Origin of the sequence: Micromonospora sp. NPDC005254, assembly GCF_042872525.1 — a bacterium.
GTDB lineage: Bacteria > Actinomycetota > Actinomycetes > Mycobacteriales > Micromonosporaceae > Micromonospora.
The window spans coordinates 190,128-209,431 of sequence record NZ_JBIAKM010000003.1 but is presented as its reverse complement, the minus strand read 5'-3'; the positions used below and the strand labels follow the sequence as shown (position 1 = coordinate 209,431).

The 19,304-nt window shown below is 71.2% G+C and carries 21 protein-coding genes; 11 read left to right on the top strand and 10 right to left on the bottom strand.

From position 1 onward, the window contains the following. Window positions 1-191: 191 nt before the first annotated feature. Window positions 192-479, top strand: coding sequence for an Lrp/AsnC family transcriptional regulator (locus ACFYPR_RS10655; RefSeq protein WP_007463184.1), 288 nt, complete (start codon window positions 192-194; stop codon window positions 477-479). Window positions 480-565: 86 nt separating this feature from the next. Here ACFYPR_RS10655 and ACFYPR_RS10650 read toward each other — a convergent pair whose 3' ends face one another. From ACFYPR_RS10650 to ACFYPR_RS10630, 5 genes are all read right to left on the bottom strand, one after another. Beyond that, complete coding sequence (locus tag ACFYPR_RS10650; protein WP_354861553.1) at window positions 566-1,243, bottom strand: DUF4142 domain-containing protein; 678 nt, start codon at window positions 1,241-1,243, stop codon at window positions 566-568. 195 nt (window positions 1,244-1,438) lie between these two features. After that, window positions 1,439-3,070, bottom strand: coding sequence for a cytochrome b N-terminal domain-containing protein (locus ACFYPR_RS10645; protein WP_387180098.1), 1,632 nt, complete (start codon window positions 3,068-3,070; stop codon window positions 1,439-1,441). Beyond that, entirely contained in the window at window positions 3,067-4,155 is a 1,089-nt protein-coding gene (locus tag ACFYPR_RS10640) for a Rieske 2Fe-2S domain-containing protein (RefSeq protein WP_354861557.1), read from the bottom strand. The genes ACFYPR_RS10645 and ACFYPR_RS10640 overlap by 4 nt, the downstream gene beginning before the upstream one ends. A gap of 64 nt (window positions 4,156-4,219) precedes the next feature. After that, window positions 4,220-5,056, bottom strand: a complete 837-nt coding sequence (locus tag ACFYPR_RS10635) for a cytochrome c (protein ID WP_354861559.1) — start codon at window positions 5,054-5,056, stop codon at window positions 4,220-4,222. 72 nt (window positions 5,057-5,128) lie between these two features. Further along, entirely contained in the window at window positions 5,129-5,728 is a 600-nt protein-coding gene (locus ACFYPR_RS10630; protein ID WP_354861560.1) for a heme-copper oxidase subunit III, read from the bottom strand. A gap of 108 nt (window positions 5,729-5,836) precedes the next feature. Here ACFYPR_RS10630 and ACFYPR_RS10625 point away from each other — a divergent pair, with 108 nt between their 5' ends. The 4 genes from ACFYPR_RS10625 to ACFYPR_RS10610 all read left to right on the top strand — a co-directional run bounded on the left by ACFYPR_RS10625 (window position 5,837) and on the right by ACFYPR_RS10610 (window position 8,935). Then, the gene (locus ACFYPR_RS10625; protein ID WP_354861561.1) at window positions 5,837-6,826 is read left to right on the top strand and encodes a cytochrome c oxidase assembly protein; all 990 of its coding nucleotides are present in this window, start codon (window positions 5,837-5,839) and stop codon (window positions 6,824-6,826) included. A 105-nt stretch (window positions 6,827-6,931) separates the two neighbouring features. Continuing rightward, window positions 6,932-7,330 carry a hypothetical protein gene (locus tag ACFYPR_RS10620; protein ID WP_354861563.1) on the top strand — a complete coding sequence of 133 codons (399 nt, stop codon included), beginning with the start codon at window positions 6,932-6,934 and terminating at the stop codon, window positions 7,328-7,330. Between the two features lie 89 nt (window positions 7,331-7,419). Next, the gene (gene trpD, locus ACFYPR_RS10615) at window positions 7,420-8,466 is read left to right on the top strand and encodes an anthranilate phosphoribosyltransferase (protein WP_354861565.1); all 1,047 of its coding nucleotides are present in this window, start codon (window positions 7,420-7,422) and stop codon (window positions 8,464-8,466) included. Between the two features lie 262 nt (window positions 8,467-8,728). Further along, window positions 8,729-8,935, top strand: a complete 207-nt coding sequence (locus ACFYPR_RS10610; protein WP_355066909.1) for a hypothetical protein — start codon at window positions 8,729-8,731, stop codon at window positions 8,933-8,935. Between the two features lie 135 nt (window positions 8,936-9,070). On the opposite strand, the gene ACFYPR_RS10605 is transcribed toward ACFYPR_RS10610, so the two are convergent. Further along, complete coding sequence (locus tag ACFYPR_RS10605; RefSeq protein ID WP_354861567.1) at window positions 9,071-9,496, bottom strand: cytochrome c oxidase subunit 4; 426 nt, start codon at window positions 9,494-9,496, stop codon at window positions 9,071-9,073. A gap of 9 nt (window positions 9,497-9,505) precedes the next feature. After that, the gene (coxB, locus tag ACFYPR_RS10600; RefSeq protein WP_354861569.1) at window positions 9,506-10,477 is read right to left on the bottom strand and encodes a cytochrome c oxidase subunit II; all 972 of its coding nucleotides are present in this window, start codon (window positions 10,475-10,477) and stop codon (window positions 9,506-9,508) included. A gap of 170 nt (window positions 10,478-10,647) precedes the next feature. Here coxB and ACFYPR_RS10595 point away from each other — a divergent pair, with 170 nt between their 5' ends. Together ACFYPR_RS10595 and ACFYPR_RS10590 are read left to right on the top strand one after the other, a co-directional pair. Further along, a complete protein-coding gene (locus ACFYPR_RS10595; RefSeq protein WP_355066910.1) occupies window positions 10,648-11,799 on the top strand; it encodes an aminotransferase class V-fold PLP-dependent enzyme in 1,152 nt (383 codons plus the stop codon). After that, entirely contained in the window at window positions 11,796-12,029 is a 234-nt protein-coding gene (locus ACFYPR_RS10590) for a sulfurtransferase TusA family protein (RefSeq protein ID WP_354861572.1), read from the top strand. Before ACFYPR_RS10595 ends, ACFYPR_RS10590 begins: the two co-directional genes overlap by 4 nt. Window positions 12,030-12,142: 113 nt before the next feature. Here ACFYPR_RS10590 and ACFYPR_RS10585 read toward each other — a convergent pair whose 3' ends face one another. The 3 genes from ACFYPR_RS10585 to ACFYPR_RS10575 all read right to left on the bottom strand — a co-directional run bounded on the left by ACFYPR_RS10585 (window position 12,143) and on the right by ACFYPR_RS10575 (window position 15,011). After that, the gene (locus ACFYPR_RS10585) at window positions 12,143-13,120 is read right to left on the bottom strand and encodes a carbohydrate kinase family protein (protein ID WP_355066911.1); all 978 of its coding nucleotides are present in this window, start codon (window positions 13,118-13,120) and stop codon (window positions 12,143-12,145) included. A 200-nt stretch (window positions 13,121-13,320) separates the two neighbouring features. After that, entirely contained in the window at window positions 13,321-13,689 is a 369-nt protein-coding gene (gene erpA, locus ACFYPR_RS10580) for an iron-sulfur cluster insertion protein ErpA (RefSeq protein ID WP_234587006.1), read from the bottom strand. A gap of 182 nt (window positions 13,690-13,871) precedes the next feature. Then, window positions 13,872-15,011 carry a glycerate kinase gene (locus ACFYPR_RS10575; protein WP_355066912.1) on the bottom strand — a complete coding sequence of 380 codons (1,140 nt, stop codon included), beginning with the start codon at window positions 15,009-15,011 and terminating at the stop codon, window positions 13,872-13,874. 68 nt (window positions 15,012-15,079) lie between these two features. On the opposite strand from ACFYPR_RS10575, the gene nadA reads away from it, so the two are divergent. The 4 genes from nadA to ACFYPR_RS10555 all read left to right on the top strand — a co-directional run bounded on the left by nadA (window position 15,080) and on the right by ACFYPR_RS10555 (window position 19,225). Next, window positions 15,080-16,255: a quinolinate synthase NadA gene (nadA, locus tag ACFYPR_RS10570; RefSeq protein WP_363940486.1), complete on the top strand. Its 1,176-nt coding sequence runs from the start codon at window positions 15,080-15,082 to the stop codon at window positions 16,253-16,255. Window positions 16,256-16,467: 212 nt separating this feature from the next. Next, a complete protein-coding gene (murA, locus tag ACFYPR_RS10565; RefSeq protein WP_308195384.1) occupies window positions 16,468-17,823 on the top strand; it encodes a UDP-N-acetylglucosamine 1-carboxyvinyltransferase in 1,356 nt (451 codons plus the stop codon). Between the two features lie 71 nt (window positions 17,824-17,894). Then, window positions 17,895-18,488, top strand: coding sequence for a DUF3043 domain-containing protein (locus ACFYPR_RS10560; RefSeq protein WP_354859767.1), 594 nt, complete (start codon window positions 17,895-17,897; stop codon window positions 18,486-18,488). A gap of 176 nt (window positions 18,489-18,664) precedes the next feature. Continuing rightward, a complete protein-coding gene (locus tag ACFYPR_RS10555; RefSeq protein WP_363942169.1) occupies window positions 18,665-19,225 on the top strand; it encodes an XRE family transcriptional regulator in 561 nt (186 codons plus the stop codon). Window positions 19,226-19,304 lie beyond the last annotated feature (79 nt).

The window sequence follows — 19,304 nt, the reverse complement described above, 5'->3', positions numbered from 1 at the left end:
GCTGTGGGCATACCTGAAGCGACGGCTGATGGCGACAGCGCCGGGCACCCGACACCGGGCAACGGCGACGGGCGCGGGAGGACGGGCGCGGGAGGACGGCCTCGCGAGGACGGGTGCCGGGTGCACCCGACCCCGGTCCCGTCGGGAACATCTAGCATGGGCAACGACGCCGACGAACGGAGAATTGCCCCGTGATCACCGCGATCGTGCTGATCGACTGCGCCACCGACGCGATCCCCGAGGTGGCGGAGACCCTCGCCAATGTCACCGGCGTCAGCGAGGTCTACTCGGTGGCCGGGCACGTCGACCTCATCGCCATCGTCCGGGTCCGCGAGTTCGACCAGATCGCACAGGTCATCGCGGGCAGCATCTCCAAGGTGCCGGGTGTGCTGAACACGGAGTCGCACATCGCGTTCCGGGCGTACTCCCAGCTCGACCTTGAGGAGACGTTCGCGATCGGCCTCGCCGACGCCGACTGACCCGCCGGGCCGCGTGCACGGCCGACGCCGGACGCGGCGCGGCCGGTCCACCCGTGCGGGTGGACCGGCCGTCTGCTGCCGCTACGTCAGCTTTCGCTGGGCGCGGGCCGCTCGGTGGTGCCGAGGCCCGGTTCCGGGGACTCGGTGATGCCACCCGGAGCGGGCGACTCGGTGGTGCCACCCGGAGCCTGCGACGAGGTACCCGGGCTGGGCGTACCGCTGGCGCTGGCCTGCGGGACCGGGATGCCCAACTGGTTGGCGAGCTGGACCAGCTCGTCGTAGTGCGTCTGCAGCGTCGGCAGGGCGGTCTGAGCCAACTGGACCACCGACTGCTCGGAGCCCTGCGAGATCTCCGTCTGGGTGGCCTGGATGGCCTGGACGTGACCGGCCAGCTCACTGGTCACCCAGAGCCGGTCGAACTCCGCGCCGCTGACGTTGTTCAGCTTGTCGATGACCGCCTGCTGGTCGGTCGTGGGCTCGTTCGGCAGTTCGACCTTGAGCTGGGACGCGGTCTGCTGCACCGTCTGGTCCAGCTGGGTGTGGTCGGTCTTGAACATCGCGCCCAGGTCCTTGACCCCCTGGTTCTGGCCCTTCTGCTGAGCCAGGTCACCGGCGGTGATCTCGAACAGGTTCACCTGGTGCAGCGCCTGCAGATACTGGGTGTCCTGCGTCGACGGCTGTGCCGCGGCCTGCGCGGCCGCAGCCGGCGCGACGCCTACCAGCACCAGCGCGGCCAACAGGCCGAGGCGTTTGAGACCCAACATGCTTCCCCCCCTTGAGACGTTGGACCGCACGGATACCCGGCTCACGGGGGTTATTCCTGCGATCGCCCGACGCGCGGGGTCGACCGGTCCCGCCGTGGCCGTCCGACTCCTGCTCGGATGGGCGACGGGACACCGACAACGACGTGGCGCCCGCCGGAAGTCCGGCGGGCGCCACGTGACGGTGCTGTCGGGAGGTCAGTGGCGGCTCTCGCCGCTGCCGATCTCCGCGCGCTCGGGCCGGGGCTCGACCGGCGGGTGACCCGGCGAGACCGGCGCCTCGACCGGCTTCTCGATCGGGTAGAAGAAGCCCCGGACCGCCGGGCCGAGGGCCCCGAGCCGGTTCATCTTCTTCGGCACCACCCAGCCGACGTAGTCCAGCTCACCGTGGCCGTCCGCGTGCCCGTTCGCCGCGCTGAGCGGCTGGTGCACCTCGACGAACCGGCCGTCCGGCAGGCGCCGGATGATGCCGGTCTCCACGCCGTGCGCGAGCACCTCCCGGTCGTGCTGCTGCAGACCCAGGCAGAGCCGGTAGGTGACGTAGTACGCCAGCGGCGGGACCACCAGCAGGCCGACCCGGCCCGCCCAGGTCATCGCGTTCAGGCTGATCTGGAACTTGTCGGCGATCACGTCGTTGGCGCCCGAGAGCGTCAAGACGACGTAGAAGGAGACGGCCATGGCGCCGACGGCCGTACGGGCCGGAACGTCGCGGGGCCGCTGGAGCAGGTTGTGGCTCTTGCGGTCCTTGAGGTGCCGGGCCTCCAGGAACGGGTACATCGTCGACAGGCCGACCAGGATGCCGGGCAGCACGACCGTCGGCCAGAACAACGGCGGGATGACGTAGTGGTCGCCGATCGGGATGTTGATTTCCCAGGCCGGCATGAGTCGGGTCGAGCCGTCGAGGAACATGACGTACCAGTCGGGCTGGCTGGCGGCCGAGACCACCCAGGCCTCGTACGGGCCGAACAGCCAGATCGGGTTGATCTGGAACAGACCGCCCAGCAGCGCGATGACGCCGAAGACGACCATGAAGAAGCCGCCCTGCTTCAGCGCGTAGCGGGGGAACATCCGCTCGCCGACCACGTTGCCGTTGGTCCGGCCGGGGCCGGGCCACTGGGTGTGCTTCTGCTTGAAGACCAGGCCCAGGTGGGCGCTGATCAGCGCGAGCAGCAGACCCGGGATCAGCAGGACGTGGGCGATGAAGAACCGGCTGATGATGATCGTGCCGGGGAACTCGCCACCGAAGATCGACGACGTGAGCCAGGAGCCGATCACCGGGATGGACAGCATGATCGCCGAGGCGATCCGCAGGCCGGTGCCGGACAGACCGTCGTCCGGCAGCGAGTAGCCGGTGAAGCCGGCCAGGAAGCCGACCCAGAACAGCAGCGAGCCGATGATCCAGTTGGTCTCGCGCGGCTTGCGGAATGCGCCGGTGAAGAACACCCGCAGCATGTGCACGACGATCGCGGCCATGAACAGCAGCGCCGCCCAGTGGTGCATCTGCCGCATCACCAGGCCGCCGCGGACGTCGAACGACAGGTCCAGGCTGGAGGCGTACGCGGCGGACATCGGCGTGCCCTGCAACGGCGCGTAACTGCCGTCGTAGACCACCTCGGTCATCGCCGGCTCGTAGAAGAAGGTGAGGAACACACCGGTCAGGAGCAGCACGACGAACGAGAACAGCGCGATCTCGCCCAGCAGGAACGACCAGTGGTCCGGGAAGACCTTGTTCAGCAGCCGACGGAGCGGGGTCGCCACCTGGAAGCGGTCGTCCACCCCCACCGCGGCCTTGCCCGGCGTGGCTGCCAGGTCAAACTTTCGACGCTTCATGGCCGCTCCCAGAAATCAGGCCCGACGGTCTCGGTGTAGTCGGACTTCGCCACGAAGAAGCCCTCGGAGTCCACCTCGATCGGCAGCTGCGGCAGCCGCCGGCTGGCGGGGCCGAAGACGGGCCGGGCGTTGTCGGTGATCAGGAACTGGGACTGGTGGCACGGGCAGAGCAGCCGGTTGGTCTGCTGCTCGAACAGACTCGCGGGGCAGCCGGCGTGCGTGCAGATCTTGGAGAACGCCGCGTAGTTGCCCCACATGTAGTCGCCGTGGCCGACCCGCTCGTTGGCCCGGCGCGACTCCTGCGCGTCCGAGTCACGCAGGTGGATCAGCAGCGTCGGCGAGTCGGCGTGCCGGTTGCTCACACCGTGCTCGATGCCCGGGAAGACCGTCAGCTGACCACCGGTGCTGATGTCCGCCGGGCGAACCGGGCGGCCGTCCTCGCGGACGAGGCGGATCCGCTCGCCGCCCTCGGCGGTGGCGAACCCGGTGGTGAACATCTGGTTGTTCTTGTGCGGCTGCGAGATCAGACCGCCGACCAGCGGCGCCGCCGCGACCGCGGCGACCGGCGCGAGACCGGCCAGCAGCGAGATGCCGAGCAGGGGACGACGCTTCACACCCAGCTCGTCGGCCATGTAGAGCATGGTCTGGCCGGTGATGGTGCGACCGTCGGCGTCCACCGCGCCCTCGTGCCGGTCCTGGATCGAGACCTCCTTGGGCAGCAACTTCTTGCCCCAGGTCAGGATGCCGAAGCCGACGGCGAGCAGCGCGATGCCGAGGGTGGCGCCCAGCAGCGGGGTGTAGAACTTGTCGCCGCCGCGGCCCGGCGCGTACTGCCACGGCCACCAGATGTAGATGGCCAGGAACGCGGTCGCCGCCAGGCCGGTGATCAGGAAGAAGCCGGCCACCACCCGGGTCAGCCGACGCTCGGCCTTGGTGCCGGGCAGCACCTGCGGCTCGTAGTGCACGATCTCGATGTCGTCCCGACGCGCGCCCTCACGGACGATGTCGAACCGGGTCAGCCGGGGGTCGTTCACGTCGAGCGGCTCCTGGCCCTGCGGGGCCTGGTGCTCGGTGTGCGTGCTCATGCCGTCACCTCGCTACGGGTGGCGCCGAGCGGCACCACGGCACTGAATCTGAAGATCCGCTCGGTCACGACTTACCCGCAATCCACAGGCTAGCGAACACGAGCGCCACAATGCCAACCAGGAAGATCGCCAGGCCCTCGGTGGACGGCCCGTACCGGCCGAGGTTGAACCCGCCCGGGTCCTGGTCGGTCTTCAGCGTCTCCTGGATGTAGGCGATGATGTCGGCCTTCTGCTCCGGCGTGATCTGGTTGTCACCGAACACCGGCATGTTCTGCGGGCCGCTCAGCATCGCCGCGTAGATCTGCCGGTCGGTCGCCGGGTGCAGGCTCGGGGCGAACTTGCCGGACGAGAGCGCGCCACCGCCACCGCCGAAGGCGTGGCACTGCGAGCAGTTGATCCGGAAGAGCTCCCCGCCGGCCGCGACGTTGCCGTTCTCGCGGAGGTCGTCACCCTCCGGGACGATCGGGCCGCCACCCAGCTCCTGGATGTACTGGCCGAGCTGACGGGTCTGCTCGTCGGTGAAGACCGGCGGCTTGCGGTGCGCCTGGGCCTCCTGGCGGGCCAGCGGCATACGGCCCGAGCTGACCTGGAACTCGACCGAGGCCGCGCCGACGCCGATCAGGCTCGGCCCGCGGCCCTCGACGCCCTGGGCGTTGCGTCCGTGGCAGGTCACACAGCTAACGTCGAACAGCGCCTTGCCCTCGGCCGCGGCGCCGGTCAGCGGCGGATTGTCCTGCGCCTGGGCACCGGGGGCGAAGACGGTGTAGGCGCCGCCGGCGAGCATCAGCGCGGCGAACAGCCGGACCGCGGCGCCCAGCCGGCGGCGGCCCCTGCTGCGCGCGGCGGGCCGCCCGCGCAACCGCGCGAGCAGGCCGCGTCGGCGGTCGTTGTCAGAAGTCATGAGCTGTGTCCTTAACCGGTTGGACCTTGTCTCAGGGGACGGAGCAGCGGCGCGGTTCGTGACGCGCCAAGATCACTGAAGCCAGTAGATCATGGCGTACAGGCCGATCCACACGACGTCGACGAAGTGCCAGTAGTACGACACGACGATCGCCGAGGTCGCCTGCGCCGGGGTGAACCGGCCCATGGTCGTGCGGACCATGAAGATGATGAAGGCGATCAGACCGCCGGTCACGTGCAGGCCGTGGAAGCCGGTCGTCAGGTAGAACATCGAGCCGTAGCCGTCAACGTTGATCTTGACGCCGTCCGCCACCAGGTGGCGGTACTCGTTCACCTGGCCGAGCACGAAGATCAGGCCCATCACGAAGGTGACGGTGAACCAGCGGCGCAGCGCGTGCACGTCACCCTTCTCCGCCGCGAAGACGCCGAGCTGGCAGGTCACCGAGGACAGCACGAGGATCACCGTGAAGGTGGTCGCGTACGGGATGTTCAGCGACTCGGTGTGCTTCTCCCACTGCTCCGGCGCAGCCGCGCGGATCGAGAAGTACATCGCGAAGAGCGCCGCGAAGAACATGAGTTCGCTGGAGAGCCACACGATCGTCCCGACGCTGACCATGTTGGGTCGCGTCAAAGAGTGGATCCGGCTCTTGTCAATGGCTGGGGCCGCAGTCACGCCGTCATTATTGCCCCTGACCGGGGCCGGCGATCAGCGGGGTGGCAAACCTGCGCCTTCCGTGGCCCGGGCGTCAGGGTCCGGTTCGCCTGGCCTAGCCTGAAAAGCGTGCTGCACGTCGATCCGATCCTCGCCGCCACCTCGGCCGTCCCGGCCGATGTGCTCGCGGCCACTCCGGCTGGCCCGTCGGTGCTCGCCGCCGGGGCCGAGGCGACCCCGCCACCGTTCACCGTCGGCGCGGTGCTGACCGAGACCCGGTTGGACAGCTGGCTGGCCCTCGGCCTGGTACTCGCCGCCGGCCTCTACCTCTACGGGGTGCACCGGCTGCGCGTCCGCGGGGACCGCTGGCCGATCGCCCGTACGGTGTTCTTCCTCGGCCCCGGCCTCGGCGGTATCGCGCTGGTCACGGTCAGCGGGCTGCACGCCTACGACACCGCGCTGCTGTCGGTGCACATGGTCCAGCACATGGTGCTCTCCATGGTGTCGCCGATCTTCCTGGCGCTGGGCGCACCGATGACGCTGGCCCTGCGGACCCTGCCCGTCGGGCCGCGCAAGCGCCTCCTGGCGATCGTGCACAGCCGCGTCGCCCGGGTCTACAGCTTCCCGCTGGTGGCGTTCGCCATCTTCGTGGTCAACCCGTTCGCGCTGTACTTCAGCGACCTGTACCGCTTCACCCTGGAACACGCCTGGGCACACGAGCTGGTGCACGCGCACTTCATCATGACCGGCTGCGTGTTCTTCTGGCCGCTGCTCGGCCTCGACCCGCTCCCGGGCCGCTGGCCGTACCCGGCGCGGGCCCTGCTGATGCTGCTCTCCGTGCCGTTCCACACCGTGCTCGGGCTCACCATCATGCAGAGCACCACCCTGTTCGGCGGCGACTGGTACCCGTCGCTCAACCTGAGCTGGTCCGACCCCAAGGCCGACCAGGTGGTCGCCGGCGGCATCCTCTGGGCCGGCGGTGAGTTCGTCAGTGTGACCATGCTCGCGGTGCTGGTCGTGCAGTGGGTGAAGCAGTCCGAGCGGGAGGCCCGCCGGGTGGACCGCGAGCTGGACCGCCAGGAGGCCCGCGAGCGCGCCGCCGACGCCGCGACGACCTGAGCTGCGCAGACGGTACGCCAGCGGCCGAGCGTCGGGCGGGATGTCGGCTACGTCACGTCGACCGGTACGATCGGCGGGCAGCTACGAGGTGGGAGCCTGTCAGCCATGAGCGATCGTCTGTGCACCGTCCTGCTCTACAGCGACGACCCGCAGGTCCGTGACCGGATGCGGCTCGCTGTCGGCACCCGGCCCGCCCCCGGGCTGCAGATCGAGTTCGTCGACGCGTCGACGTACGCCGAGACCATCCGGCTGGTCGACGACTACGAGATCGACCTGCTGGTGCTCGACGGTGAGGCGAGCCCCGGCGGCGGCATCGGCATCGCCCGCCAGATCAAGGACGATCGGGACGACGCCGCCCCGCCCACCTGCCTGGTGATCGCCCGCGCCGCGGACCGATGGCTCGCCGCGTACGCCGAGGTCGACGCGACGCTTGTGCACCCGCTCGACCCGGTGACCACCGGCAGCACGGTGGCCGAGCTGCTGCGGACGCACGCACCCGCCTGACGTCCCCCGCTCTCCGGCACCGACACGGCGCCGGACCAGCCGGCGCCGATTCCAGCCCACCCGCACTTCGTACGCTCGGGAGGCCCGCCATGGGCGATCGGACCTGGCCGCACCTGCTCAACTCGCTGCTGCGCGGCGAGGAGCTGTCCACCGCCGACACCGCCTGGGCCATGGGCGAGATCATGGCCGGCTCGGCGGGCGCCGCGCAGGTCGCCGGCTTCGCCGTGGCGCTACGGGCCAAGGGCGAGACCTCGGCCGAGTTGGCCGGCCTGGTGGAGACCATGCTGAGCCGGGCCGTCCCGGTCGACCTTCCCGACGACCTGCGCTCGACGGCGCTGGACGTGGTGGGCACCGGCGGTGACCTCGCCCACACGGTCAACATCTCCACCATGGCCGCGCTGGTCGTGGCGGGTGCCGGCGTCCGGGTGGTCAAGCACGGCAACCGGGCCGCGTCGTCCTCCTGCGGCACCGCCGACCTGCTGGAGTTCCTCGGTGTCCCGCTCGACCTCGACCCGGACGCCATCGTGCGCTGCGTCACCGAGGCCGGCATCGGGTTCTGCTTCGCCGCCCGGTTCCACCCGGGGATGCGGCACACCGGGCCGGTCCGCCGGGAGCTGGGCGTGCCCACCGTGTTCAATTTCCTCGGCCCGCTGACCAACCCGGCCCGCCCCCGCGCCGGCGCCGTCGGCTGCTTCGACGCACGGATGGCGTCGGTGATGGCCGGCGTGTTCGCCGCCCGTGGCGACTCGGTGCTGGTGATGCGCGGCGAGGACGGGCTGGACGAGTTCACCACCGCCGCGCCGACCCGGGTGTGGGCGGCGCAGGGCGGCACCGTACGCGAGGCTGTGCTGGACGCGACCGACCTGGGTGTCCCCCGGTCCACCCTCGGCGACCTGCGTGGCGGTGACGCCGCGTACAACGCCGGCGTGGCCCGTCGCCTGCTGGCCGGTGAGACGGGCCCGGTCCGCGACGCGGTGCTGGTCAACGCGGCGGCGGCGCTCGCGACCCAGGGTCCGCTGGACGGCGACCTGACCGAGGCGCTGCGCGCCGGCCTGGACCGCGCCGCCGACTCCATCGACTCGGGCGCTGCGGCGGCCACTCTGGACCGCTGGATCGAGACCGCCACCACCGCCTGATCCCCGGCCCGGGAGGCGCGTGCTGCGTGATCGACTCGGGTTGCTGGAATCCGGGGTGTTCGGCCGGCCCGGATACCCCGACTTCACTGCTGTCGGGTGGATCACGTCCGGTGGCGTCGGGGCCTGCGGAACGGCGCCCGACCGGCGGGCGCGGGGATTTGTCGGACCCGCGTGGGAAACTACAGGCGAGTAGTTCTCCGCTTCCGTTGTGCGTCGCTGTCGCATTTCGGGGGCGGTTCGCCTGGAGTGAGAGGAGACGCCCGTGTCGCACCGCGATCTCTACTGCGATGTCTGCGAGGGCGTGGCACCGTTCGGGGCGCCGCCCTGCGTCGACGGCCACGGCAGCGACTGTCCCGAGCTGATCTGCACCGGTTGCGGCGCGGCCGTGGTGATCGCCACATTCGCCGCCCCCGTCACCCGGCTGGCCGATCGCCGACGTCGCCAGCCCACCCGCCGCCACGCCGCCTGACCCGCACCGCCCCGATCGGCCCCACAACGCCGACGTGGCGGCACCCCGGTGCGCCACGACGAAGGCCCGCTCCCCCGACGGGGTGCGGGCCTTCGCGGTGGTACGGGGTCGGTCGCGCCGCGGCGACCGGGTGGATCAGTGCTCGGCGGTGCGCCGGGTGCCGGTGTAGTACTCGAACAGCAGGCCGCAGGCGGCGAAGATGACCGCCAACAGGCCGGCGCCGATCAGCCAGAACTGCCAGAACACCATGCCCAGCGCGGCGGTCGCGGCGGCCAGCGCCAGACCGAACGGCCAGTAGCTGCCCGGGCTGAAGAAGCCGACCTCGCCGGCGCCGTCGGAGATCTCAGCGTCCGGCCGGTCCTCCGGGCGCAGATCGATACGGCGGGAGACGAACCAGAAGAAGCCGCCGCACATCGAGCAGAGCAGGAACGACAGCAGCAGGGCGACGGTGCCCACCCACTCGATGTTGCCGGACTCACCGTGCGTCCAGGCGCCGTAGAGGACGGTTGCGCCGAAGAGGAACAGGGCGATGATCAGGAAGATACGCCACTCGGTCTTCATGCGGCTGCCTCAGCTTCCCGTGCCGGCCGGAGCGTCGTCCGGGTTGAAGTTGCTCTGCGTCCGTCGGGTGTCGAACGGCTGCGTGGTCTCCGCGTACGGCTGCTCGCCGATCGCGGCCAGCGCGTCCTGAGTCGACTTGCCACTCTGCTTGGCCGCGAGGAACTGGTCGTACTTCTCCGGCGAGACCACCCGCAGCTCGAAGTTCATGAACGCGTGGTAGCTGCCGCACAGCTCGGCGCAGCGGCCGACGTACGCGCCCTCGGCATCCAGGCTGGAGACCTCGAAGACGTTGCGGATCTTGCCCGGCATGACGTCCCGCTTGAACAGCAGCTCCGGCACCCAGAAGGAGTGGATGACGTCGCGGCTGGTCTCCTCGAACCGGATGGACCGGTTGGTCGGCAGCACGAGCACCGGGATGACCTCACTGGTGCCGAGCGTCGACGCGGTGGTGCGGGCCTCCGTGCCCTGACCGTCGCGGTAGTTGAACTGCCAGTTCCACTTGAAGGCGACGACCTCGACCGTGACGTCCGGGTTCTTCGACAGCTTGTCGACGTCGGTCTGCACGATCGCCGTGTAGTAGAAGAGCACGGAGACGATCAGGATCGGCGCGATGGTGTAGAGGAACTCCATCGGCAGGTTGTAACGGGTCTGCACCGGCAGCGCGTTGCCGCGCTTGCGGTAGCGCACGACACACCAGAAGATCAGGCCCCACACGAAGACGCCGACCGCGAGCGCGGCGACGCAGGAGGCGATCCACAGGTCGTACATCCGGTGCGACTCGGCCGAGATGCCGCCCTGCGGCCAACCGAAGCCGCCGAACGTCTGACCCACGTCACAGCCCGTGAGCAGAACCAGCAGAGCCACGCCCCCGAGACCGAGCCCGGCCAGCCGACCAGCACCGCGTCCCCGGCGTCCACCGACCCCTGGGGCAGCACCGTGCCGTACGGCCGACGGCCGTACCTCCGAACTCCTTGCGACCACCTGGTCCTGCCTCCCTAGCGCGCCGCGGTGCGTCTTTCCTCAGCACCGGCGGCAAAGGCGTCACCGACGGTCGCAGATTACTCGACCATGACGGACTCGGCCGTGGTGGGGTCACTGTCCGCCCCCATCGGGGGGATCCTGGGCATACCGTCGCGATAGCGTACTGATCCGTGAGCGCCTCCTCGGTCTACCTGGACGCGGCGACCGCCGCGCCGCTGCATCCGGTCGCCCGGCAGGCGCTGCTGGCCGCTCTGGAAGACGGCTGGGCCGACCCGGGAAAGCTCTACAGCCAGGCACGCCGCGCACGGCAACTGCTCGACGCCGCCCGCGAGGCGTCCGCGCAGACGCTCGGCGTCCGCGCCGACGAGCTGTCCTTCACCAGCAGCGGTACGACGGCAGCCCACGGCGCGGTGCTCGGCGGCCTGGCGGGACGGCACCGGGCCGGGGCGGCGCTTGTGCACTCCGCGATCGAGCATTCCGCCGTCCTGCACGCCGCCGAGCGGCACGTCGCGGCCGGCGGCGTCGCCCACTCGGTGCCGGTCGACCGGGTGGGCCGGCTGGATCTGGCCGCCTGGTCGACGGCCGTCCAGGCGCCCGGGGTCGCGCTGGCCGCGCTGATCACCGCGAGTCACGAGGTGGGCACCGTGCAGCCGGTCGCCGAGGCGGCGGCCGTCTGCGCCGACGTCGGGGTGCCGCTCTACGTCGACGCGGCGCAGTCGGTCGGGCGGGTGCCCCTGCCGGCCGGCTGGTCGATGCTCAGCGCCAGCGCCCACAAGTGGGGCGGGCCGCCCGGGGTGGGGCTGCTGGCGGTCCGCAAGGGCACCCGCTGGGAGTCGCCCTGGCCGGCCGACGAGCGGGAGGGTGGGCGTACCCCCGGGTCGGTGAACCTGCCCGCGGTGGTGGCGGCGGCGGCGAGCCTGCGCGCGGCGGCGGCCGACGCCGCGGCCGAGCGGGCCCGGCTGGCGCCGCTGGTGGACCGGATCCGGGCGCGGGTGTCGGCGGAGGTGCCCGACGTCGAGGTGGTCGGCGACCCGGTGCTGCGCCTGCCCCACCTGGTGACCTTCTCCTGCCTGTACGTCGACGGCGAGACGCTGCTGCACGCGCTGGACCGGCGGGGGTTCGCGGTGTCGTCCGGCTCGTCCTGCACGTCGTCCACGCTGCGGCCGTCGCACGTGTTGGAGGCGATGGGGGTGCTCTCGCACGGCAACGTCCGGGTCAGCCTGCACCGGGACACGACCGAGTCCGACGTCGAGCGGTTCCTCGCCGAGCTGCCCGGGATCGTCGCCGGGCTGCGCGCCGACGCCGGGGTGGTAGGACTGTGACGATGCCGGACGAGGTGATCGACTGCCGGGGTCAACGCTGCCCGCTGCCGGTGATCGCGGCGGCCCGCCGGATGCCGCAGGTGCCGGTCGGCACGGTGGTCCGGGTGCTCGCCGACGACCCGGCCGCGGCGGTGGACATCCCCGCCTGGTGTCGGATGCGCGGCCAGGAGTTCCTCGGCGCGGTGACCGGCGCGGACGGCCCCGCCTACGACATCCGCCGCACCCACTGACCCATCCCTCACCCCCGCGATCTTGCAGTTTCTGCGCGGACAAGACCGCGCAGAAGCCGCGAAACAGCGACAGAAAGTGCAAGATCGCCGGGGGTGAGGCGGGGTGGGTCGGGTTACGGGAGGAGGTGGGGGCGGATCTCGTCGGCGGCGGTGTCGCCATAGGACTCGGCGAGGCGCTTGACGAACAGGTCGCGGCGGACGTCGTACTCCTGGGTGCCCACCGTCTCCAGGACCAGCGTGGCCAGCAGCGAGCCGACCTGGGCGGCCCGCTCAAGGCCGAGGCCCCAGGAGAGCGCGGTGAAGAAGCCGGCCCGGAAGCCGTCGCCCACCCCGGTCGGGTCGACCGCCCGGATCTCCCGGGCGATGGGCACGTGGATCGGGTCGATGCCGCGGCCGGCGATCTCCACGCCGTCCTTGCCCAGCGTGGTGACCCGCACCTTGACCAGGTCCAGCAGTTGGTCGTCGGTCAGCTGAGCCTTGCTCTGCAGCAGCGACTTCTCGTAGTCGTTGGTCATCAGGAACTCGGCGCCCTCGATCAGCGCCACCACGTCCTCGCCGGGCATCCGGGCGAGCTGCTGCGAGGGGTCGGCGGCGAAGGCGTACCCACGGCTGCGGCACTCGGCCGAGTGCCGCAGCATCGCCTCCGGGTCGTTCGCGCTGACCAGCACCAGGTCCAGCCCGCCGAGCCGGTCGGCGACGGGGGCCAGTTCGATGTTGCGCGCCTCGCTCATCGCACCCGCGTAGAACGACGCGATCTGGCACATGTCGGTGTCGGTGGTGCAGACGAACCGCGCCGTGTGCGCCACCTCACTGATGTGCACGGAGTCACAGTCCACGCCGTGCCGCTCCAGCCAGGAGCGGTAGTCGGCGAAGTCCGCGCCCACCGCCCCGAGCAGCACCGGGCGCATCCCGAGCTGCCCCATGCCGAAGGAGATGTTCGCCGCGACCCCGCCACGGCGGAGAACCAGGTCGTCCACCAGGAAGGAGAGGGAAATCTTGTGCAGCTGATCGGCGATGAGCTGGTCGGCGAAGCGACCCGGGAAGCTCATCAGGTGATCGGTGGCGATCGAGCCGGTCACGGCGATCTTCATGTCAACCCTCAGGGTCGGGAGCAGGGCGCGGTCAGCCTACCGGCCCGGCAACCCGGACGTGTCCGGTCGGTCGGGCAACGGCAACCGCCCGTCCACCCGTCCGCCGGGGGTCACCCGGGACCGCTCCCACCGTCACCCCGACACGACGACGGGGCCGTCCCGCAGGACGGCCCCGTCGTCGGTGGTGCGTGGTGCGCGACTTAGTTGAACGAGTCGCCGCAGGCGCAGGAGTTGCCCGCGTTGGGGTTGTCGATGGTGAAGCCCTGGGCGTCGATCCGGTCGGCGAAGTCGATCGTCGCGCCGGACAGGTAGGGGGCGCTCATCCGGTCGACGACGACCTCGACGCCACCGAAGTCGCTGACGACGTCACCGTCGAGCGAACGCTCGTCGAAGAAGAGCTGGTACCGCAGGCCGGAGCAGCCACCCGGCTGCACCGCGACGCGGAGCCGCAGGTCGTCGCGGCCCTCCTGCTCGATCAGGGCCTTGACCTTCTGCGCCGCGACGTCGGTGAGGACGACGGAAGTAGGGGCCTGGGCCTCGGTCGACTCGGTCTGCGCTGGCGTGGTCACGTGGAAGTCTCCCTGCGCGGTTTTGGGTCCGGACGCACTGGCCAACGCCGCGCGCCGTCCAGTGATTCCCGGTTGTGGTCCAGTTCCGATCGTACGCCGCCCCGGCCGGACGTACCCGCGTGGCGGGACCAGCGCCCCAGGTCGGCCCGGACGAGACGGCCTGGACCGGGTGGGCCGAGCGCTCAGCGGCTCCACTGCCGGGCCAGTCGGGCGCCCAGCTCGCGCAGCCCGTCGGCGGGACGGCTCAGCGCGGCGTCGAGCCCGCCGGCCTGCTCCCCACCGAAGTGCTCGACCAGGCTGTACGCGTCGGTCACCCCCGCCGAGGCGGCCTCCCGCCGGCCGGTGCTGACCTGGCCGGCCACCACCACGCAGGGCACCCCACGGTCCCGGGCGGCCCCGGCCACCCCGGCGACGACCTTGCCGCGCAACGACTGGTGGTCGAAGGACCCCTCCCCGGTGATCACCAGGTCGGCGGTGTCGAGCGCGGCGTCCAGCCGGGTGGCCCGGGTGACCAGGCCGATGCCCGACTCGCAGGCGCCGCCGAGCGCGAGGATGGCCGCGCCGAGGCCGCCGGCGGCCCCACCGCCGGGCAGCGCGCCGAGCCCCGGCGGGCAGCCGGGAAGGTCCCGCTCCAGCACCGCAGCGAAACGCTCCAGGGCCGCGTCGAGCAGCAGGACGTCGGCGCGGTCGGCGCCCTTCTGCGGGCCGAACACGTTGCTCGCGCCGTGCAGGCCGAGCAGCGGGTTGTCCACGTCGGTGGCGGCGACGAGCCGGGCGCCGCGCAGCCGGGGAGCGCCGTCGAGGGCGTCGACCAGGGCCAACGCCGCCCCGCCGTACGGCAGCGCCGCACCCGTGGCGTCGAGCGGGGTCGCGCCCAGCGCGGTGAGCATGCCGGCGCCGGCGTCGTTGGTGGCGGAGCCGCCCAGCCCGATCACCACCGTCCGGGCCCCGCTCTCCACGGCGGCGGTCACCAGCAGACCCAGCCCGTACGACGTGGTGGTCTTCGGGTCGCGCTCGGCTGCGGAGAGCAGGTGCAGGCCGCACGCCTGCGCGCTCTCCAGGTAGGCCGTCGTGCCGTCGGCGGTGAGCAGGATCTCACCGGCCGTCGGCCGGCCCAGCGGGTCGACTGTCGACACCGTCACCCGCCGGCCGCCGAGCGCCTCGGCGAGCACCTCCACGAAGCCCGGCCCGCCGTCGGCGAGCGGCCGGATCAGCAGGTCGTCGCCGTCGGCAACGCTGCGCCAGCCGTCCGCCACCGCGGCGGCGACCTCCGGCGCGGGCAGGGTGCCGGCGAACTTGTCCGGGCAGAGCAGCACGCGCATGTCGAGCAGTGTGGCAGCCCACACCGAGCGGAGCTGCGGCGCGCTCGCGCTGTGGGACCATGGGCTACGTGACTTCGACCTGGGTGGAACCCTCCAACACGGCGACGGCTCTGCTGCTGCTCGGCCGGGGCAGCGACCCCGACACCGAGCGCGGCGTCGAGTGTCCGGGCGACCTGCCGGCGCCCAGCGACCCGGATCTGGTGGCCCGTGCCACGGCGGCGAAGGCGAAGCTGGGCAGCAAGGTCTTCGTGCTGGGGCACCACTACCAGCGCGACGAGGTGATCCAGTTCGCGGACGTGACCGGCGACTCGTTCAAGCTGGCCCGGGAGGCCGCCGCCCGGCCGGACGCCGAGTACATCGTCTTCTGCGGCGTGCACTTCATGGCCGAGAGCGCCGACATCCTCACCACGGACGCCCAGCGGGTGATCCTGCCCGACCTGGCGGCCGGCTGTTCGATGGCGGACATGGCCGTGCTGGGTCAGGTCGAGGCCGCCTGGGACACGCTCGCCGAGCTGGGCATCGCCGGCGAGACCGTGCCGGTGACGTACATGAACTCCTCGGCCGACATCAAGGGTTTCGTCGGCCGCAACGGCGGCGTGGTCTGCACCTCGTCCAACGCCAAGCGCGCCCTGGACTGGGCGTTCGAGCAGGGCTCGAAGGTGCTCTTCCTGCCGGACCAGCACCTGGGCCGCAACACGGCGGTGCTGGAGATGGGCCTGTCGCTGGACGACTGCGTGCTCTACGACCCGCACAAGCCCGGTGGCGGGCTCACGCCGGAGCAGCTGCGGGACGCCAAGATGATCCTGTGGCGAGGGCACTGCTCGGTGCACGGCCGGTTCACCCTGGAGAGCGTCGACGACGTGCGGGCGCGGGTTCCCGGGGTCAACGTGCTGGTCCACCCGGAGTGCCGGCACGAGGTGGTCACGGCCGCCGACCACGTCGGTTCGACCGAGTACATCATCAAGACCATCGAGGCGGCGCCGGCCGGCTCGGCGTGGGCGCTGGGCACCGAGCTGAACCTGGTCCGCCGGTTGGCGCTGGCCCACCCGGACAAGCAGATCATGTTCCTGGACAAGGCGGTCTGCTACTGCTCGACCATGAACCGGATCGATCTGCCGCACCTGGTCTGGGCCCTGGAGGAGCTGGTCGCGGGCCGGGTCGTCAACCAGATCACTGTCGACGCCGACACCGCGCACCACGCCCGGGTGGCGCTGGACCAGATGCTCGCGCTGCCGGGTGCGTGATCACGATCCGTGACGCCCTTGGTACGCAAAAGTGCCGGATCACCGATTAATGCCACACACGCTGGTGTGACCGAGTCCTTTTTCGTCACCGAGGGCTATGCTGCCGGGGCGAGGACGCAAGCGGGCCGTTTCGATATGGCCGCATCCGGGGTAGCGACAGAGTTCAGGCTCCCCACCATCAACACAGCAGCACCGAAGCGCTGGAGGTTGCGTTGACCGACGACGTCCTGATCGTGCATGGAGGCACTCCGCTCGAAGGGCGGATCCGCGTGCGCGGCGCGAAGAACCTGGTTTCGAAGGCGATGGTCGCCGCACTGCTGGGCGACAGCCCGAGCCGGCTGTTCGACGTGCCGAAGATCCGCGACGTCGAGGTGGTCCGGGGTCTACTCGGTCTGCACGGCGTCAAGGTGACCGACGGCGCCGAGGACGGCGAGCTCGTCTTCGACCCGGCGAACGTGGAGAGCGCCAGCACCGACCAGATCAACGTGCACGCCGGTTCGAGCCGGATCCCGATCCTGTTCTGCGGGCCGCTGCTGCACCGGCTCGGGCACGCGTTCATCCCGGATCTGGGCGGCTGCCACATCGGCCCGCGCCCGATCGACTTCCACCTGCAGGCGCTGCGGGAGTTCGGCGCGACTGTCGACAAGCGGCCCGAGGGGCTGCACCTCTCCGCGCCGAACGGCCTGCACGGCACCAAGTTCGCCCTGCCGTACCCGAGCGTCGGCGCCACCGAGCAGGTGCTGCTGACCGCGGTTATGGCCGAGGGCGTCACCGAGCTGCGCAACGCCGCGGTGGAGCCGGAGATCATCGACCTGATCTGCATCCTGCAGAAGATGGGCGCGATCATCAAGGTCCACACCGACCGGGTGATCGAGATCCAGGGCGTGCCGAAGCTGCACGGGTACACCCACCGGCCGATCCCCGACCGGATCGAGGCCGCCAGCTGGGCCGCGGCCGCGCTGGCCACCCGTGGCCACGTCGAGGTGCTCGGCGCGCAGCAGGCCGACATGATGACCTTCCTGAACATCTTCCGGTCCGTCGGCGGCGAGTACGAGGTCACCGACACCCGGCCGCCGAAGCTGGGCGACCCGGGCCAGGAGGGCGGCATCCGCTTCTGGCACCCCGGCGGCGAGCTGAACGCGGTGGCGCTGGAGACCGACGTCCACCCCGGCTTCATGACCGACTGGCAGCAGCCGCTGGTCGTGGCGCTGACCCAGGCCCGCGGCCTGTCGATCGTGCACGAGACGGTCTACGAGCAGCGGCTGGGCTACACCGAGGCGCTGAACTCGATGGGCGCCAACATCCAGGTCTACCGGGACTGCCTCGGCGGCACCCCGTGCCGCTTCGGCCGGCGCAACTTCAAGCACTCGGCGGTGATCGCCGGGCCGAGCAAGCTGCACGCCGCCGACCTGGTCATCCCCGACCTGCGGGCCGGTTTCAGCCACCTGATCGCGGCGCTCGCGGCCGAGGGCACCTCCCGGGTGTACGGCGTCGACCTGATCAACCGAGGCTACGAGGACTTCGAGGCGAAGCTCGCCGACCTCGGCGCGCACGCCGAGCGCCCGTAACCTCGTCAGACCTTCCGCGCCCGGTGCACCGCGATGTGCACCGGGCGCGAACCGTTGGCTACCCTTGCCGCGTGCCGTCGCTCTTTCGCCGCAAGTCCACCGACCTCGTCGACGAGGCCGTCACCTCGGTGACCCCCGAGGAGACCGCCGACCGTCCCCGGGGTTACACCCCGGCCAAGGGTCGGGAGACGCCGAAGCGGCCGACCGTCGGCCGTCGCCCGGCCGGCCCCACCCGCCCCCTCACCAAGGAGGAGGAGCGGGAGCGGCGCCGCCAGCTGCGTACCGAGGCCGCGGCCGAGTTCCGCCGCGAGGGTGGCCCCCGCGACCGGGGCCCGGAGCGGCTGCTGGCACGCAACGTGGTCGACTCCCGGCGTACCGTCGGCACCTGGTTCTTCGGCGGCGCGTTGATCGTGCTGATCGGCTCGAACGCGGCGATGCCGGCGCCGGTGCGGTTGATCTCCAACGTGCTCTGGGGCGCACTGGCCCTGGGTGTGGTCGTCGACTCGCTGCTGATCTGCCGCAAGATCGGCAAGCTGGTCCGGGAGCGCTTCCCGAAGACCGACCAGCGGATGGGCTCGCTCTACCTCTACGCCGTGATGCGGTCGATCACCTTCCGGCGGATGCGCGCTCCGGCTCCTCAGGTCAAGCTCGGCGACAAGGTCTGATCCCGGCTTCCCGAGCCCGCGTCGCCCCAGTGGCGGCTCCGGCCGCGTTGGGGGCAAAGCGCAGCGGGAAGCATCCGGGCAGCGGCCGTTCGTTGTAGCGTGCGCGTAGTTCATCACGGTGAACAGGTCGCCAGTTGTTCGTCACCTCGCACGTTGATCCAATGGAGCGAACACGCATGCCTGGAGAACCGGCTGCCCCGTTGGCCACCATCGCTGCCGCCCTGCGCCGCGAACGGGAGCGCCTCGGGATCTCGCCGGCCGAGCTGGCCCATCGGGCGGGGGTGACCGAGTCGACGCTCTCCCACCTGGAGTCGGGGACCGGCAACCCGAGCGTCGAGACGCTCTGGGCGCTCGGCGTGGCGCTGGGCGTACCGTTCAGCCGGCTCGTGGAGCCGGCGGACGTCGACATCCGGGTGATCCGCGCCGGGGAGGGGCCCCGGGTCCGTTCCGAACAGGCCGACTTCGCCGGGACGCTGCTCAGCGCCGGCACGGCGCACCTGCGCCGGGACGTCTACCTGATCGAGTTGGAGCCGGGCGCGGTCCGGGAGGCGGACGGGCACACCCCCCGCAGCGTCGAGCACGTGGTGGTGGCCGCCGGACGGCTGCGCGTCGGCCCCGAGGCGGGCACCGTGGACCTCGGTCCGGGTGACTACGCGACGTTCCCCGGCGACACACCGCACCGGTACGAGGCGCTGGTCCCCGGCACCTTCGCCGTCCTCGTCATGGAGCATCCCTGACCCGATGCTCCGGTCCACCCGGCCGGCGGGTGGGGTATCGTCAAAGGTCAGATTGGGTTATCGACCCAAATGTCCGGAA